The organism is Solimonas fluminis (assembly GCF_002930645.1).
Lineage (GTDB): Bacteria > Pseudomonadota > Gammaproteobacteria > Nevskiales > Nevskiaceae > Solimonas_A > Solimonas_A fluminis.
In genome coordinates, this window is the sequence record NZ_PSNW01000002.1 from 95,586 (window position 1) to 112,426 (window position 16,841).

Annotated in this window: 13 protein-coding genes; 7 read left to right on the top strand and 6 right to left on the bottom strand. The window is 69.0% G+C overall.

The features are described 5' to 3' along the window. Window positions 1–200 precede the first annotated feature (200 nt). Window positions 201–2,267, bottom strand: a complete 2,067-nt coding sequence (gene glyS / locus C3942_RS04200) for a glycine--tRNA ligase subunit beta (RefSeq protein ID WP_104229113.1) — start codon at window positions 2,265–2,267, stop codon at window positions 201–203. Between the two features lie 197 nt (window positions 2,268–2,464). On the opposite strand from glyS, the gene katG reads away from it, so the two are divergent. Together katG and C3942_RS04210 are read left to right on the top strand one after the other, a co-directional pair. Then, on the top strand, window positions 2,465–4,639 hold the full coding sequence (gene katG / locus C3942_RS04205; RefSeq protein WP_104229114.1) for a catalase/peroxidase HPI: 2,175 nt from the start codon (window positions 2,465–2,467) through the stop codon (window positions 4,637–4,639). A 75-nt stretch (window positions 4,640–4,714) separates the two neighbouring features. Further along, on the top strand, window positions 4,715–5,143 hold the full coding sequence (locus C3942_RS04210) for an organic hydroperoxide resistance protein (RefSeq protein ID WP_104229115.1): 429 nt from the start codon (window positions 4,715–4,717) through the stop codon (window positions 5,141–5,143). Between the two features lie 105 nt (window positions 5,144–5,248). Here the strand turns inward: C3942_RS04210 and C3942_RS04215 are convergent, their stop codons facing one another. Then, a complete protein-coding gene (locus C3942_RS04215; RefSeq protein WP_104229116.1) occupies window positions 5,249–6,322 on the bottom strand; it encodes an NHL repeat-containing protein in 1,074 nt (357 codons plus the stop codon). Between the two features lie 186 nt (window positions 6,323–6,508). Between C3942_RS04215 and C3942_RS04220 the strand changes: the two genes are divergently transcribed. Further along, a complete protein-coding gene (locus tag C3942_RS04220; RefSeq protein WP_165797314.1) occupies window positions 6,509–7,417 on the top strand; it encodes an aspartyl/asparaginyl beta-hydroxylase domain-containing protein in 909 nt (302 codons plus the stop codon). Window positions 7,418–7,486: 69 nt separating this feature from the next. Here C3942_RS04220 and glyQ read toward each other — a convergent pair whose 3' ends face one another. Then, window positions 7,487–8,380 carry a glycine--tRNA ligase subunit alpha gene (gene glyQ / locus C3942_RS04225; protein WP_104229118.1) on the bottom strand — a complete coding sequence of 298 codons (894 nt, stop codon included), beginning with the start codon at window positions 8,378–8,380 and terminating at the stop codon, window positions 7,487–7,489. 318 nt (window positions 8,381–8,698) lie between these two features. On the opposite strand from glyQ, the gene glnA reads away from it, so the two are divergent. Next, entirely contained in the window at window positions 8,699–10,108 is a 1,410-nt protein-coding gene (gene glnA, locus C3942_RS04230; protein ID WP_104229119.1) for a glutamate--ammonia ligase, read from the top strand. A 456-nt stretch (window positions 10,109–10,564) separates the two neighbouring features. Here the strand turns inward: glnA and C3942_RS04235 are convergent, their stop codons facing one another. Next, a complete protein-coding gene (locus C3942_RS04235; protein WP_104229120.1) occupies window positions 10,565–11,677 on the bottom strand; it encodes a hybrid sensor histidine kinase/response regulator in 1,113 nt (370 codons plus the stop codon). Next, window positions 11,674–13,818 (bottom strand): hybrid sensor histidine kinase/response regulator, encoded by a 2,145-nt coding sequence (locus tag C3942_RS04240; RefSeq protein WP_104229121.1) that lies wholly within the window; start codon window positions 13,816–13,818, stop codon window positions 11,674–11,676. Before C3942_RS04240 ends, C3942_RS04235 begins: the two co-directional genes overlap by 4 nt. 222 nt (window positions 13,819–14,040) lie before the next feature. Between C3942_RS04240 and C3942_RS04245 the strand changes: the two genes are divergently transcribed. From C3942_RS04245 to C3942_RS04255, 3 genes are all read left to right on the top strand, one after another. Continuing rightward, window positions 14,041–14,193, top strand: a complete 153-nt coding sequence (locus C3942_RS04245; RefSeq protein WP_243393512.1) for an entericidin A/B family lipoprotein — start codon at window positions 14,041–14,043, stop codon at window positions 14,191–14,193. Window positions 14,194–14,415: 222 nt separating this feature from the next. Continuing rightward, the gene (gene otsB, locus C3942_RS04250; protein ID WP_104229122.1) at window positions 14,416–15,147 is read left to right on the top strand and encodes a trehalose-phosphatase; all 732 of its coding nucleotides are present in this window, start codon (window positions 14,416–14,418) and stop codon (window positions 15,145–15,147) included. Further along, entirely contained in the window at window positions 15,144–16,589 is a 1,446-nt protein-coding gene (locus C3942_RS04255) for an alpha,alpha-trehalose-phosphate synthase (UDP-forming) (RefSeq protein ID WP_104229123.1), read from the top strand. The genes otsB and C3942_RS04255 overlap by 4 nt, the downstream gene beginning before the upstream one ends. A 25-nt stretch (window positions 16,590–16,614) precedes the next feature. On the opposite strand, the gene C3942_RS04260 is transcribed toward C3942_RS04255, so the two are convergent. After that, window positions 16,615–16,830, bottom strand: a complete 216-nt coding sequence (locus tag C3942_RS04260) for a hypothetical protein (protein WP_104229124.1) — start codon at window positions 16,828–16,830, stop codon at window positions 16,615–16,617. Between the last annotated feature and the right edge of the window lie 11 nt (window positions 16,831–16,841).

Genomic DNA, 16,841 nt, shown 5'->3' on the forward strand with positions numbered 1-16,841 from the left:
CTGCCTGGCCATCCATGGCCGGGCGTTCGCCGGCGCGAAGCTTCGCTTCACGACAACCCCGGCTTACCCATCGCGGTCGAGGATTGCCAGCTTCACGAGCCTAGCCTACGAGTTTCATGTAGGAGCGGCTGTTGGCCGCGGCGCGCAGTCGCGGCCAGTAGCCGCTCCTACATTACAGCCAACGAAGCCCCGCAGGTCCTTCAGCCGGGAAGCTGCGACAGGTCCGCCACCGAGCGGCAGGCGCGGTCCAGCTGCGCCAGCAGCGCAAGGCGGTTGGCGCGCACGCCGGCGTCGTCGGCATTGACCATCACGCCGTCGAAGAAGGCATCCACCGGCTCGCGCAGCGCGGCGAGGTTCACCAGCTGCGCGGTGTAGTCGGCGGTCCTGGCGTTCTGCGCCTCGACCTCGCCCAGCCTGGCGTGCAGGGCGCGCTCGGCGTCATGCTGGAATTTCGCCGGGTCGACGGCGCCGCCGGCATGGCCGGCCTGCTTGAGGATGTTGCGGACGCGCTTGTTGGCGGCGGCCAGGTTGGGCGCGGCGGGCTGGGCGACGAAGGCCAGCACCGCCTGCACGCGGCGCTGGAAATCCAGCGGCTGGCTGATGCCCATGGCGCGCACCGACTCGAACATCTCCACGGTGACCGGATGGCCGCCGATGTCCTGGCCGACCAGCCAGGCGCGCAGGCGCTCCATCGCGAACTCCACCAGTTCTTCCACCAGCGCGGCGTCACGCTTGCCGGCCGGCTGCGCATCGAGCGCATTCTTCAGCACGGCGTGCAGGTCCAGCGGCAACTCGCCCTCGATGCAGATGCGCAGCGCGCCGAGCGCGGCGCGGCGCAGGCCGAAGGGGTCCTTGCTGGCGGTCGGCTTCTGGCCGATGGCGAAGATGCCGGCCAGGGTGTCGAGCTTGTCGGCCAGCGCCAGGATCTGGCCCTCGCGCGTGGACGGGATGGGAGTGCCCTGCTGCGTCGGCAGGTAGTGCTCGCGGATGGCCCGGGCCACGGCGGCGCTCTCGCCGGAACGCGCCGCGTAGTAGCCGCCCATCAGGCCCTGCAGCTCGGGGAACTCATAGACCATCTTGGTGACGAGGTCGGCCTTGCACAGCGCGGCGGCGCGCTCGGCCGTGGCCGTGTCGGCGCCCAGTTCGCCGGCGACCCGTCCGGCCAGGGCACGCACGCGCGCCACCTTGTCGCCGGTGCTGCCCAGCTCCTTCTGGAAGGTGACCGTGGCCAGCTTCTCGCCGTAGGCGGCCAGCGGCTGCCGCAGGTCCTGCTGCCAGAAGAACAGCGCATCGGTCAGGCGCGGGCGCACCACGCGCTCGTTGCCGGCGATCACCTGCGCCACGTCGCGCGACTCGATGTTGGAGATGGTGATGAAGGCATTGGTCAGCTGGGTCTGCGCCGCGTCGCTGAACACGGTGAAGTAGCGCTGGTTGGTCTCGACCGTGGCGACGATCACCTCGGGCGGCAGCTCCAGGAAGCGCTCCTCGAAATGGCCGGTGATGGCCACCGGGCGCTCGACCAGGGCCGTCACCTCATCGAGCAGGTCCTCGGTGATGCGGGCATGGCCGTTCAGCTTCGCGGCCTCGGCCTCGATCTGCTTGCGGATCTCGGCCTTGCGCTCGGCGACGTCGGCCCAGACGGAGGCGGCGCGCAGCGCGGGCGCGTAGTCGGCCGGCGTCTTCAGCAGGATGGGGGCAGGCGCGTGGAAGCGGTGGCCGAAGGTCGTGTTGCCGGCCGTAAGGCCGAAGCGCTGCAGCGTGATCACGTCGCTGCCGAACAGGCAGACGATCCACTGCACCGGGCGCACGAAGGTTTCCTCGCCCGAGCCCCAGCGCATGCGCTTGGGCACCAGCTCGTCCATCTGCCGGAGGGTTTCCTCGAAGATCTCCGGCAGCAGGGCGGCGGTGGCGCGGCCCGGGGCGGTCCTGGAGAAGTGCAGCTTGCCGTCCTTCTGGCCCAGGGCGGAGAACTCGACGCCGCAGGACTTGGCAAAGCCCAGCGCGGCCGGCGTGGGCTGGCCGTCCTTGAGCGCCGCGGCCAGGGCCGGACCGGTGCGTTCGATGGCCTGGTCGGGCTGCGTGTCGGCGACGCCGGCGATCAGCACGGCGATGCGGCGCGGGGTGGCGAACAGCTTCACCTCGCCCGGGGCGATGCCGCGCTTTTCCAGGCCGCCGGCCACGCCGCCGCGCAGGGCCTCGGCCAGCGGGAGGACGTAGCGGGCCGGGAGGTCTTCGGTGCCCAGTTCGAGCAGCAGGTCACGCGCCATGGGTTCTTAACGCTGTTTGAGGTAAAAAAGAGCGCGCAATTCTCCGGGATCAGCGGCATTTACGCCAATCCGCCCCGGCGATCAATTAAACGAAAATACTATCGACATAAAACAAACAATCAATTTTATTTATCGGTCTGCCGGGTTCAGGATGTCATTCGTTCCAGCCACTTCCGCTCACTTCCGAGGAGAAAGCCATGACCGAAGCCAAATGTCCCTTCCACCAGACGTCCACCGGCACGTCGAACCGCGACTGGTGGCCCAACCAGCTGCGCGTGGACCTGCTGCACCAGCACTCCGCCAAGTCCGACCCCATGGGCGCCGGCTTCGACTACGCCAAGGCCTTCAACAGCCTGGATCTGGCGGCGGTGAAGAAGGACCTGGCCGCCCTGATGACCGACTCGCAGGACTGGTGGCCGGCGGACTTCGGCCATTACGGCCCGCTGTTCATCCGCATGGCCTGGCACAGCGCGGGCACCTACCGCGTGGGTGATGGCCGCGGCGGCGCCGGGGGCGGCCAGCAGCGGTTCGCGCCGCTCAACAGCTGGCCCGACAACGGCAACCTGGACAAGGCGCGCCGCCTTCTGTGGCCGGTCAAGCAGAAGTACGGCAACAAGATCTCCTGGGCCGACCTGATGATCCTGGCCGGCAACGTCGCCCTGGAGTCGATGGGCTTCAAGACCCTCGGCTTTGCCGGTGGCCGCGCGGACGTCTGGGAGCCGGACCAGGACGTGAACTGGGGCGCCGAGAAGAAGTGGCTGGCCGACGACCGCTACACCGGCGACCGCGAGCTGGCGCAGACGCTGGGCGCGGTGCAGATGGGCCTGATCTACGTGAACCCCGAGGGCCCCAGCGGCAAGCCCGACCCGGTCGCCGCGGCGCGCGACATCCGCGAGACCTTCGCCCGCATGGCGATGGACGACGAAGAGACCGTGGCCCTGATCGCCGGCGGCCACACCTTCGGCAAGACCCACGGCGCCGGCGACGCCGCCCTGGTGGGCGTGGAGCCGGAAGGCGCCGACATCGAGGAGCTGGGCTTCGGCTGGCGCAGCCGGCACGGCAGCGGCAAGGGGGCGGACGCCATCACCAGCGGCCTGGAGGTGACCTGGACGACCACGCCGACGAAGTGGAGCAACAACTTCTTCGAGAACCTGTTCGGCTACGAGTGGGAGCTGACCAAGAGCCCGGCCGGCGCCCACCAGTGGATTGCCCGGAACGGTGCCGGCGCCGGCACCATCCCGGACGCCCACGACCCGGGCAAGCGCCACGCGCCGACCATGCTGACCACGGACCTGTCGCTGCGCTTCGACCCGGCCTACGAGAAGATTTCGCGGCGCTTCCTGGCCCACCCGGAGCAGTTCGCCGACGCCTTCGCCCGTGCCTGGTTCAAGCTGACCCACCGCGACATGGGGCCCCGTGCCCGCTACCTGGGCCCGGAAGTGCCGCAGGAAGAACTGATCTGGCAGGACCCGATCCCGGCCGTGAACCACCCGCTGGTGAACGACCAGGACGTGGCCGCGCTCAAGGCCAAGGTGCTGGCTTCGGGCCTGGGCGTGGCGGAACTGGTGTCCACGGCCTGGGCCTCGGCCTCCACCTTCCGCGGCTCCGACAAGCGGGGCGGCGCCAACGGCGCGCGCATCCGCCTGGCCCCGCAGAAGGATTGGGAAGCCAACCAGCCGAAGCAGCTGGCCAAGGTGCTCGGCGTGCTGGAAGGCATCCAGCGCGAATTCAACGGCGCCGCTTCCGGCGGCAGGAAGGTCTCGCTGGCCGACCTGATCGTGCTGGCGGGCAACGCCGGCGTGGAGCAGGCGGCCCGGGCGGCCGGCCAGGCCGTGACCGTGCCCTTCTCGCCGGGGCGCATGGATGCCTCGCCGGAGCAGACCGATGTCGCTTCCTTCGCCGTGCTGGAGCCGGAGGCCGACGGCTTCCGCAACTACCTGAAGGGTCCGCACCGCGTGCCGGCCGAGGTGCTGCTGGTCGACAAGGCCCAGCTGCTGACGCTGAGCGCGCCGGAGATGACCGTGCTGGTCGGCGGCCTGCGCGTGCTGGGCGCCAACACCGGCGGCTCGGCGCATGGCGTCTTCACCGGGCGCCCCGGCACGCTGAGCAACGATTTCTTCGTGAACCTGCTGGGCATGGACACGGAATGGAAGCCTTCGGCCGGCAATCCCGCGGTCTACGAGGGTCTGGACCGCAGGACCGGCGCGAAGAAGTGGACCGGCACCCGCGCCGACCTGGTGTTCGGCTCGAACTCGGTGCTGCGTGCGGTTTCCGAGGTCTACGGCAGCGCCGACGCGCAGCAGAAGTTCGTGCAGGACTTCGTGGCGGCCTGGACCAAGGTGATGAACCTGGATCGCTATGATCTGAAGTGAGGCCCCTGCCCGGCCCCGGGAATCCGGGGCCGGGCGGAAACCACTGGAACGAGAGAACCCTTCAAGGAGACGAACATGGCAGTCAACGTGCTGTATACCGCCCACGCGGTGTCTTCCGGCGGCCGCAACGGCCACACCGAATCCCGCGACGGCGTGGTCAAGGCGGACTTGTCCGTTCCCAAGGCGATGGGCGGCCCCGGCAAGCCCGGCACCACCACGCCGGAGGACCTGTTCGCGGCCGGCTATGCCGCCTGCTTCGGCGGCGCGGTGGATTTCCTCGCCGGCAAGCTGGGCCTCAAGCCCAAGTCGGTGGAGATCGAGGTGGCGGTGGGCATCGGCACGGACGATACCGGCTTCGGCCTGAAGGCGGACATCACCGCCTGGGTCGGTGGCCTGGAGCAGGCCGAGGCCGAGAAGCTGATCGCGGCGGCACACCAGTTCTGCCCCTACTCGAAGGCCACCCGCGGCAACATCGAGGTGGGACTGAAGACCATCGTGGTCTGAGGCCGGATGGCCGGAAGCCGCCGGGTCGCCCCGGCGGCTTTTTTCATGCCTGCGGACGGCCAGGGCCTGTCAGCACTGCCGCAATCGCGGCAGCGTCGACAGGCCCTAGCGGACGCGCACGCGGCGCACGCGGTTGAAATCCACGTCCTCGTCGCCGCCGGTGCCGTCGGCGATCCACAGGGTATTGCCGTCATCGGCCAGGTCGAAGCCCTCGAGGCCGTAGAACTGCGCCGACAAGCCCTCGCCCGGGGCGAAGCCGCGCGCGCCGGTGCCGGCGATGGTACTGGCGCTGCCGCCGGCGATGCGGCGCACCAGGTAGTTGAGCGTGTCGGCGACGTAGACCGCACTGCCGTCCGTCGCCACGTCCTGGGGTCCGTTGAACGTGGCCGTGGCCAGGGCGCCGTCGGCGCGGCCGGCCGTGCCGGTGCCGGCGAAGGTGGTGACCGCGCCCGCCAGGGTGACGCGGCGGATGCGATGGTTGTTCTGGTCCGCCACCAGGATGCTGCCGTCCGCCGCCAGCGCCAGGCCGTAGGGGCGGTCGAAGCGGGCGTCGGCGCCGGTGGCGTCGGCAAAGCCCGCCGAGCCGTTGTTGCCCGCCAGGGGCGCGATGGCGCCGGTCGCCGGAGTGAGCAGGCGCAGGTCGTGGCGCACGATGTCGCTCAGGACGATGCGGCCGTCGGCCAGGGCCAGCAGGCCCCGCGGCCGGCCGACATTGCGCACGACCACCGCGGCGGCGCCGGTGCGGGTATCGACGCGCCAGACGGTGCCGGTGGTGCCGTCCCGCAGGCCCGAGTCGTTGGTGTCGGTCTGCACGTAGAGGCTGCCGTCCGGCGCCAGCGCCAGGCCGAAGGGCCGCTCGAATCCCGGCCTGGCCAGCAGCGTCCGCACCTCGCCGTCCGGGGCGATGGCGCGCAAGGCGTCGTTGCCGAAGTCGGCGACGTAGATCGTGCCGTCCGGCCCCAGTTCGACGTTCACCGGGTTGTCGAAGCGGGCCGCTGCCGCCGGGCCGTTGACCAGGCCGGCGGGGCCGCCGCCCAGGACGGCCGGGCGGGCGGCGGCGCTGCCGTCGGGCCCACCGTCGTCGACGTCATGGCAGGCGCCCAGGACGGCGGCGGCGAACAGCGGGGCCGCGCGCAGGAGATGAGTGAGAAACCGCGTTACGGCAGCTGCGTCGCGCATGGAAAGCCCCCTGTGGTCGTATCGCAGGGTTCCCAGGCCCTGCCGGGGCATCATAGGCCTGCGCGACCGGCGCAGGCGCAAACTGCGTCACGCCCGCAGGCGGCACCGTGAGCCATGCGGCGGTCATCTGCCGCTGTCATCCTGTATGGTCCGGACTATGATGATGTCCTGCCGCAGGGAAGCCCCGTGACCGTTCTGATTGCCTTGTTCCTGATCTACGCCGGGTCGCTGCTGTTCGTGCGGCTGAGAAACCGCGTGCACCTGCCGCTGGGCCGCCAGCTGACCGACTTCTCGACCTTCACGGTGCCGCTCAACCTGCCGGCCTACCTGCTGTCCCGGGTGTCGACGCGCTCGCGGCTGCCGCCGGTGCAGACCTTCCCGCAGCTGAAGCTGCTGCAGGACAACTGGGAAACCATCCGGGACGAGGCGCTGGCCCTGTATGGCCAGGGCCACATCGCGGTCAAGAACGACCTGCCGGGCAGCAGCTTCTACCGCGACAACCGCTGGAAGAGCTTCTACCTGAAGATCTACGACCTGGACATCCCCTCGGCCCGGGCGCTGGCACCGAAGACGCGCGCGCTGATCGACCAGGTGCCGGGCATGAACCTGGCCCTGTTCGCCGTGCTGATGCCCGGCAAGCGGCTGACGCAGCACCACGACCCCTTCGCCTTCAGCCTGCGCTACTCGCTGGGCCTGTCGACGCCCAACTCCGAGAAATGCGGCCTGATGATCAACGGCGAGCACTACGCCTGGCGCGACGGCGACGGCGTGCTGTTCGACGAGACCTACATCCATTCGGCCTACAACGACACCGAGACGCCGCGCCTGATCCTGATGACGGACATCGACCGCCCGATGAAGCTGGCGCCGGTGCAGTGGTTCTACTTCCGCTTCGCGCGCTTCTTCAACAGCCTGTTCTACATCGACAACCTCGACAGCAACATCTCGGGCATCGGCAACCGGCTCAGCGGCACGGTGGTCGGCTACAAGGCGACCATGAAGGGGTTGAAGAAGAAGAACCCCCGCAGCTACAAGCTCGGCAAGTGGGCGCTGCACCTGGGCCTGGTGGGCCTGATCGTGGCCTGGGCGCTGTAGCCCGCGGCGGCAGGCGGAGGTCAAAAAAAACGCCGGGTCGCCCCGGCGTTGCTGTCTTGGAGGTCCGGCTCAGGCGGCCTTCAGCGGAGCGAAGCCGGCGATGCGGGCGCGCGAGTTGTAGTAGGCCTCGGCACAGGCGCGGGCCAGGGTGCGCACGCGCAGGATGTAGGCCTGGCGCTCGGTCACGCTGATGGCGCCGCGGGCGTCGAGCAGGTTGAAGCTGTGCGAAGCCTGCACCGTGCGCTCGTAGGCCGGCAGCGGCAGCGGCGGGTCCAGCGCCAGCAGGCGCTGGCACTCGGCCTCGGCCTTGTTGAAGCGCTCGAACAGCGTGGCGGTATCGGCATGCTCGAAGTTGTAGGCCGACTGCTCCACCTCGTTCTGGTGGTAGACGTCGCCGTAGGTCACGACACGGCCGCCGGTGTCGCTCCAGACCAGGTCGTAGACGCTTTCCTTCTTCTGGATGTACATGGCCAGGCGCTCGAGGCCGTAGGTGATCTCGCCCGCCACCGGCCGGCACTCGATGCCGCCCACCTGCTGGAAGTAGGTGAACTGGGTGACTTCCATGCCGTTGAGCCAGACCTCCCAGCCCAGGCCCCAGGCGCCGAGCGTCGGCGATTCCCAGTTGTCCTCGACGAAGCGGATGTCATGGGTCAGCGGGTCGAAGCCGAGCATGCGCAGGGAGTCCAGGTACAGCTCCTGGATGTTGGCCGGCGAGGGCTTCATCAGCACCTGGAACTGGTAGTAGTGCTGCAGGCGGTTGGGGTTCTCGCCATAGCGGCCGTCGGTGGGGCGGCGGCTGGGCTGCACGTAGGCGGTGTTCCAGGTCTCGGGGCCCAGGGCACGCAGGAAGGTAGCCCAGTGGAAGGTGCCGGCGCCCATTTCCATGTCCATGGGCTGCACGATCACGCAGCCGTGGCCGGCCCAGAACTGCTGGAGCTTGAGGATGAGGTCCTGAAAGGTCATTGCGAAGACTCAAAAGGGTTCGCCCGCGCGGGCGCGAAGGGGCGGGAGTATATCTCCGCCGGCGCCAGGACTCCGCCGCCGCGGCCATTTGTGAGTATTCATTAAATTAAATATAGGAGTTTTTGGTTATTAAACAAAAGCTTCGCCGCGGCGGCTTTTCCGCCGTGCCGGGGGCGCCGGAAGCGGTTTTCCGCTACCATGCAGCGCCCGCCGCTCCCGCTCGGCCGCCCAATTGGCATGCTACGTGCATCTTTTTGGCGCACGCTGGGGCAGCCCAGCCATAACACCATTCTCACCACACCGTGACAGGAGTAGCCCATGTCGGGTAAAGACGTTTTGAAGCTCATCCAGGAAAAGAGCGTGAAGTTCGTGGACTTCCGCTTCTGCGACACGCGCGGCAAGGAACAGCACGTGACCGTGCCGGCCGCCACCGTCGATGAAGACCTGTTCGTCGACGGCAAGATGTTCGACGGCTCGTCCATCGCGGGCTGGAAGGGCATCAACGAGTCCGACATGATCCTGCTGCCGGACGCCAGCACCGCCTTCGTCGATCCCTTCTTCGAAGACACCACGCTGGTCCTGACCTGCGACGTGCTCGAGCCGTCCACCCGTGAAGGCTACTCGCGCGACCCGCGCTCGCTGGCCAAGCGCGCCGAAGCCTACGTGAAGTCCACCGGCATCGCCGACCAGGCCTTCTTCGGCCCGGAAAACGAATTCTTCATCTTCGACAGCATCCGCTATGACTCGGGCATGAAGGGCTGCTTCGTCGAGATCGACGCCGAAAACGCTGCCTGGAACTCGGGCAAGGCCTACGAAGGCGGCAACATGGGCCACCGTCCGGGCGTCAAGGGCGGCTACTTCCCGGTTCCCCCGGTCGACAGCCTGCAGGACATCCGCTCCGCCATGTGCGAGACGCTGGAAGCCGTCGGCATGCCGGTCGAAGTGCACCATCACGAAGTGGCCACCGCCGGCCAGTGCGAGATCGGCGTGAAGTTCGGCTCGCTGGTGAAGAAGGCCGACGAAGTCCTCAAGCTGAAGTACGTGGTCCAGAACGTGGCCCACAGCTACGGCAAGACCGCCACCTTCATGCCGAAGCCGATCGTCGGCGACAACGGCTCGGGCATGCACGTGCACCAGTCGCTCTCGCTGGGCGGCAAGAACCTGTTCTCCGGTGACAAGTACGGCGGCCTCTCCGAGACCGCGCTGTACTACATCGGCGGCATCCTGAAGCACGCCAAGGCCCTGAACGCCTTCACCAACCCGGGCACCAACAGCTACAAGCGACTGGTGCCGGGCTTCGAAGCGCCGGTCATGCTGGCCTACTCGGCCCGCAACCGCTCGGCCTCCATCCGCATCCCGTACGTCGCCAACCCGAAGGGCCGCCGCATCGAAGTGCGCTTCCCGGACAGCACGGCCAACCCGTACTTCGCCTTCGCCGCGATGATGATGGCCGGCCTCGACGGCATCCAGAACAAGATCCACCCGGGCGAAGCCCAGGACAAGGACCTGTACCACCTGCCGCCGGAAGAGGACAAGCTGATCCCGCGCGTCTGCCACAGCCTGGACATGGCGCTGGAAGCCCTGGACAAGGACCGCGACTTCCTCAAGAAGGGCGGCGTGTTCACGGACGACCTGATCGACGCCTACATCGAGCTGAAGATGCAGGAAGTGACCCGCTTCCGCATGACGACGCACCCGATCGAGTTCGAGATGTACTACTCGCTCTAAGCGCGCCTGCTGTCGCTTGCTTCAAGAACGCCCCGCGAAAGCGGGGCGTTTTCCTTTGGGTGATCCGTCGCGCGATGGCGCGATCTCGTTCGGCAGGCCCAGGACTTCGGGGCGAACGGTTGGGTCAGCCGTTTCACGTTCCCCCTCCGGGCAACCGCTCCCGCGCTGCCCTGCCTCGGGCATCCACGCCCCCGGTCCCTGCCCTCTCCCGCAAGGGGAGAGGGGTTCTGCTTTTCTCCCCGGCCAGCAGAGATCGACGAGGAAACTCTGGAATCACTCATCCGAAGTCTGCATGAGCGGAAGCAGATGCTTTTTGACGTACGAGCCCCTGTTGCGCGGATGCTTCGCGTCTCCGCCCTTCACCCCAACCCTCTGCCCGCTCGCGGGAGAGGGCGTGGCGCGGTGCGTGCCTCGATACGCCGCTACGCGGAACTCGGCATGAACGGCTGTAAAGCTTCAGGGGGCACGCTGCTGCGGCAACTCGAACCCGAACACGCTGCCGCCGCCCGGCCGCGGCTCGTACCAGAGGTGCCCGCCCATGCGCGTGATGTCGTGCTTGGCGATGGCCAGGCCCAGGCCCGAGGAGTACTCCGGCGCGGCGCGCGCGGTGACGATGCGCGCGAAGCGCTGGAACAGCTTTTTCTGGTCGGCCTCGGAAATGCCGGGTCCGCGGTCCATCACCAGGCAGCGGGCATTGCCTCCGCGCATGCTGGACAGCACCACCAGGATCTCCTCGCCTTCCGGGGAATGGCGGATGGCGTTGGAAAGCAGGTTCTGCAGCACGTTGCGCGCCGCCATGTGATCGCCCAGGGCTGCAACCTCGGCTTCGGAGGACTCCAGGCGCAGCCGCAGTCCGCGCACCTCCGCCTCGGCCTGCTGCAGGCGCAGCGCCTGCGCGGCCATGGCGCACAGGTCGATGCGCTCGCTGTGCAGCTCGCGCAAGGCCTCGCCCTCGGCGCGCTGCGACAGGAAGCGCTGCACGAACTTCAGCGCCTCCTCGCTGCATTCCTCGATCTCCTGCATCAACTCGGACCGGCGCGCCGGATCCTCGGTGCGCGACAGCAGCTGGTTGGCGAAGCGGATGCAGGTCAGCGGGTTCTTCAGGTCGTGCGCCACGATGTTGACGATCTCGTCGCGCTCATGGAGCACCATCTGCAGGTGGTCGCGTGCACGCTTGAGTTCCACGTGCGTGCGCACGCGCACCAGCAGTTCGCGCGCCACGAAGGGCTTCGTGAGGTAGTCGACCGCGCCGAGCTCGAAGCCGCGGGCCAGTTCGTCCACGCCCTCCGCCGCGGTGACGAAGATCACCGGCAGGTCCGCCAGGCCCGGCAGCGCGTGCAGGCGGCGGATCACTTCGCTGCCGTCCATGCCCGGCATCATCATGTCCAGCAGCACCAGGTCGGGCCTGCGCGAGGCGGCGCGCTCCAGGGCCTGCGCGCCGCTGGTGGCCGGCACCACGTTGTAGCCGGCGCCGTCGAGCAGTTGTCCCAGCAGCTGCACGTTGGCGGGATTGTCGTCCACGACCATCACCAGCGGCGCGGGACGATCCCTGTCGGCGGATTCGTTCATCGGTTCTCCTTGGCCTTGGCCAGCAGCGCGCCGCCGCGCTGCGGGAATTCTTCCAGCAGGGCCTCGACGCGCAGCGCGTCGAAGGCGAAAGCGGCGTCGTTGAGCTCGCGCGCATAGTCGCGCAGTTCCGTGCGCCCGGCTGCCAGCGCCACCTCGTCCAGCGCCTGCGCGAAATTCTTGACGTCGCGCATCGCCGGCGCGGCGCAGACGGCGGGCCAGTCGCGCACCAGCAGCCGCTCCAGGCGCTGGCGCACCGCTTCCGGCAAGGACACCGCCTCCTCGGGAACGTCGCGGGTACCCAGTGCCATCACGCGCCGGATCTCGGCCACCAGGCTATCGCGCGTGAAGGGTTTGGCGACATAGCCGTCGAACTGCTTGCGCAGCTCGGCTTGTTCGCCGCGCAGGCTGGTGGCCGTCACCGCGATCACGCGCGGCGGCACCAGCAGCGGCTCGGCACGCAGGCGGCGCAGCGTCTCGAAGCCGTCCATGCCCGGCATCAACAAATCAAGCAGGATCAGCTGCGGCGACTGCTCGCGCACCAGCGCCAGGGCGGAGGGTCCGTCCGCGGCGAACAGCAGGTCGTGCGGCGAATCCTTGAGCATGGCCTGGATCAGGTCGCGATTGAGCTCCACGTCGTCCACCACCAGGATGCGGAAGCCTTCCTCGCGCAGTTCGCCGCTGGCCGGCTCCTCCGGCGGCGGCGCGCCCGCGGCCGCGATGCGCGGCAGCAGGATGCGGAAGGTGGAGCCCTTGCCGGGCGCGCTTTCCACCTCGAGGCTGCCGCCCATGTACTGGGCCAGCTGCCGCGTGATGGCCAGGCCCAGGCCGCTGCCCTCGCGCGGCGCGGCGCGGCCCGCCTCGGCCTGGACGAAGGGCTCGAAGATGCGCTGCAGTTCGGCCTGCGCGATGCCGACGCCGGTGTCCTGCACCTCGAACACGCAGGAGAGCAGCTGCGACTCCTCCGGATTCGGGCGCGCCGTGATGCGCAGCGCGATGCTGCCGCGATCGGTGTACTTCACCGCGTTGCCGACCAGGTTGAACAGCATCTGGCGCAGGCGCGCCACGTCCACCAGCACCGATTCCGGCACCGCGGCGTCGACGCTGGCGGACAGCTGCAGGCGCTTGTCGGCGGCCTGCTGCGAGAACACGGCGACGACGCCGTCGGCGACCTCGCGCAGGCTGGTGGGCAGGGCACGGATCTCGACCTTGCCGGCCTCCACCTTGGACAGGTCGAGGATGTCGTCGATCAGGGCCAGCAGCGAGCGGCCGCTGACGGTGATCGCCTCGACGTAGCGGCGGCTGACGGAGTCGCCGGTGCGGTCGAGCAGCAGCTGGCTGAAGCCGAGGATGGCATTCATCGGCGTGCGGATCTCGTGGCTCATGGTGGCCAGGAAGCTGCTCTTGCGCAGGCTCTCGCGCTGGGATTCGAGCATGCGGGCGCGCAGGCGTTCCTCGCCGTGCAGGATGACGTAGTAGCGCCGCAGCAGGAACAGCGCGCCCAGGGCGCCGACCGCGCCCAGCAGGATCGTGAGGTAGATCGCGATGTTGCGGCGGGTGATGACGTCGTTGAGCAGGTCCTGCTCGCGGGTGGCGACTTCCACCAGGTGCATCTGCAGGTTGACCACGGCGGTGCGCGTGGCGTCCATCGCGGGGATCTCCGGCAGGCTGCGCGAACGCTGCAGCGCCTCGTCGCTGCCTTCGCTGTCGGCCAGGCCCTGCAGGCCGGAAAGCGCCTGGTGCTCGTCCTGCGCGAGCCGGGCGAGCCTCTGCATCTCCGGGCTGAATTCGGCGCGGCCCCGCAGCATCTCGTCGAGCCGCCCGAGCTGGTGCGGCAGCTGGGTCTCGGCCTCGCGGTAGCGCTTCAGGGCGGCCTGGTCCTGGCGCAGCAGCCAGTCCCGCTGGCCGCTCTCGAGTTCCACGACCAGGCCCATCAGCACCGAGGTCTCCTTGAAGGCCTCCTGCAGGCGCTGCACCCGCTCCAGCTTCTCGCTGAAGCGGCTCTTGGAGTAGTAGGCCAGGCGCGTGCCGCTCAGCACCAGCGCCAGCACCAGCAGCCACAGGAAGCCGAGCCCCAGCCAGACCAGCAGCATGCGCTGCCGGCCCGGCGATTCGACTTTCTCTGCGGTGCTGTATGCGTCCATGCCTTCCGGTCCCGTCCTTCGCCGCCGCCCTGCGTTTTGCAGGGCCGCTCTCCGCGAAGTTTTGCGATGTGCATGCGAAGCAGGTCGCCCGTGGTCTGCTACGCCTTTCAAATCAAAAGCTTGAAGAGTTGTTGCCGCTGGCACGGAACATGGGTCTGCTGTGCCGTCGCCGCAGTGTACCTACATTGCCGCGCCGCTTTGGAATCCGACAAGGAGAGTGACATGACGCAATGGATGCAGAAGCTCGTCATCGCCCTGCTGCTCGGCAGCAGCACGCTGCTGGCCGCGTGCAACACGATGGAAGGCGCGGGCAAGGACATGGAACGCGGTGGGCAGGAAGTGCAGGACGCAGCCAAGCCGGGTGACCAGCGGTAGCCGTCATGCCGGGCTGCGGTGCTGATGCCCCTGGGCGTGCAATGCCAGGGACGGTGCGGTCGCCGCGAAGGAATGCGGGATCGCCCAGGGACATCAGCACCGCAGCCCGGCGCTGAGGGACATCAGATGAATTCTTCGAGCGAACAGTTACGCCGGCAGGATGCCGGCGCAAGGGATGGCCGGAGCGCGGCACAGGGACGTGCCGCCCGGCCCCTGGGTGCGATGCCGCCGGAACCGCCCCCCCTCGGCGACGATGTCGCGCTGTTCCATGATCTCGACGGCAGCCTGCTGGAACTGGCGCCGCGCCCCGAGGACGTGGTGGTGGCGCCGTACCTGCGCGGCCTGCTGGAGAGCCTGCAAGGCCGCTTCGGCGGCGCGCTGGCGATCGTCACCGGCCGCCAGCTGCAGGCGCTGGATCGCCTGCTGTATCCGCTGCGCCTGGCAGGCGCGGGCCTGCATGGCGCCGAGCTGCGGCGCGAGGGCGCGATCATCGAAACCCGCCCGGCCGCGACGGACGGACTCGCCGATGCGCTGCGACGCTACTTCGGCGACGATCCCAACATCCTGATCGAGGACAAGGGCATTGCCGTGGCGGTGCATTACCGGCAGGCGCCGGAGCGCGCCGCCGAATGCGAGGCGGTGGCCTCGGCCCTGGCCTCGGCGATGGGATTGTCGGCGACGCGGGGCAAGATGGTGATCGAGGTCCTGCCGCCGCAGGCCAACAAGGGCCAGGCCGTGCAGGAACTGATGACCCGCCCGCCCTTCACCGGACGCAGGCCGGTCTTCGTGGGTGACGATCTGACCGACGAGAACGGCATCCTGGTGGCGCAGGCGATGGGCGGCTACGGCGTGAAGGTCGGCGCCGGTCCCAGCGCGGCGCGCTATCGCCTGGGCAGCGTCGGCGCGGTGCACCGCTGGCTCGCCTCGGCGGCAGGGCTGCGGAACTTCGCATGAGTCCGGCGCTGCGAAAGGCTGGAGGCCAGCGCCCCCGGCTGGTGGCGGTGTCGAACCGCGTGGTGCATCCGCGCGGCGCGGCCCGCGGCGGCGGACTGGCGGTGGCCTTGCTCGATGCGCTGCGCGAGCGCGGCGGCCTGTGGTTCGGCTGGAGCGGGCAGATTTCCGACCAGCCGGATTCGCGACCCGCGGTGGCCGAAGCGGGGCCGATCCGCCTCGCCACCCTGGACCTGAGCCAGGCCGAGCACGACGCCTACTACAACGGCTTCGCCAATCGCTGCCTGTGGCCGCTGTTTCACCTGAGGCTGGACCTGGCGGCGTTCGATCCGCAGCACTACGACGGCTACATGCGCGTCAACCGCCGCCTCGCGGGCGCACTGTGGCCGCTGCTGCAGGACGAGGACCAGGTCTGGATCCACGACTACCACCTGCTGCCCTTCGCCGAGGCCCTGCGCGAGCAGCGCGCACGGCAGCAGATCGGCTTCTTCCTGCACATCCCCTTCCCGGTCCCGGAGATGCTGACGGCGCTGCCCCACTATCGCGAGCTGATGCGCAGCCTGTTCTCCTACGACCTGCTGGGCTTCCAGACCGAGGACGACGTGCAGCGCTTCCGCGACTGCGCCGTACGCGAGTTCGGCGCCCAGCTGCGCGGCGACAGCGTGACCGCCTTCGGACGGCGCCTGGTGGCCAAGGCCTTTCCCATCGGCATCGATGCGCGCGAGTTCGCGCAGCTGGCCACCTCGCCGGCGGCGCGGCTGGAGTTCCAGCGCGTACGCGACCCGCGCCCGGGCCGCACGGTGATCGTGGGCGTCGACCGGCTGGACTACACCAAGGGCATCCCGGAGCGGTTCCAGGCGATGGAGCGCCTGCTGGAGCGCTATCCCGACACGCATGGCCAGGTGGAGCTGCTGCAGATCGCACCCACCAGCCGCGGCGAGGTCCCGGAATACATGGCGATCCGCGAACAGCTGGAACGCATCGCGGGCCACATCAATGGCCTCTATGCGCAGCTCGACTGGGCGCCGATCCGCTACATCAATCGGCCGCTGGGCCGACGCCAGCTGGCCGGCATCTACCGCGCCAGCCGCATCGGACTGGTGACACCGCTGCGCGACGGCATGAACCTGGTGGCCAAGGAATATGTCGCCGCCCAGGATCCCGCCGACCCGGGCGTGCTGGTGCTGTCGCGCTTCGCCGGCGCGGCGCAGCAGATGCGCGCGGCGCTGATCGTGAGTCCCTATGACGCGACCGCCGTGGCCGATGCGCTGCAGACGGCGCGCTACATGCCGCTGGAAGAGCGGCGCAACCGCCACGCGGAACTGATGCAGGGCCTCCTGCGCAATGACGCCGGCGCCTGGCGCGAGTCCTTCCTGGACGCGCTCCAGCGCTGCAGCGCGCCCGGCGAGGAGTCGCCGGCTTCACCGAGGGCGCAAGCCGCCTGAGAGCGGGCCTGCGCCCTGCCTCGGGTCACTGGCCCCGCTTGCGGTCCGCGGGCTTGCGCGGCTGCAGCATCTCTTCTCCCTTGCCGATCGCTTCGTCGGTGGCCTCCTCCCGGCGCGGCATGCGGCTGGGCCCCAAGCGTGCGCCCTTGCCGTCCTTGGGTGCGCGCGGCGGCGGGCCGCGGTGTCTTTCCGTGACTTCTCCGGCAACGATGCCCGCGTCGGTCTTGCGAGGCTGCTTCATCGGTCTGCTCC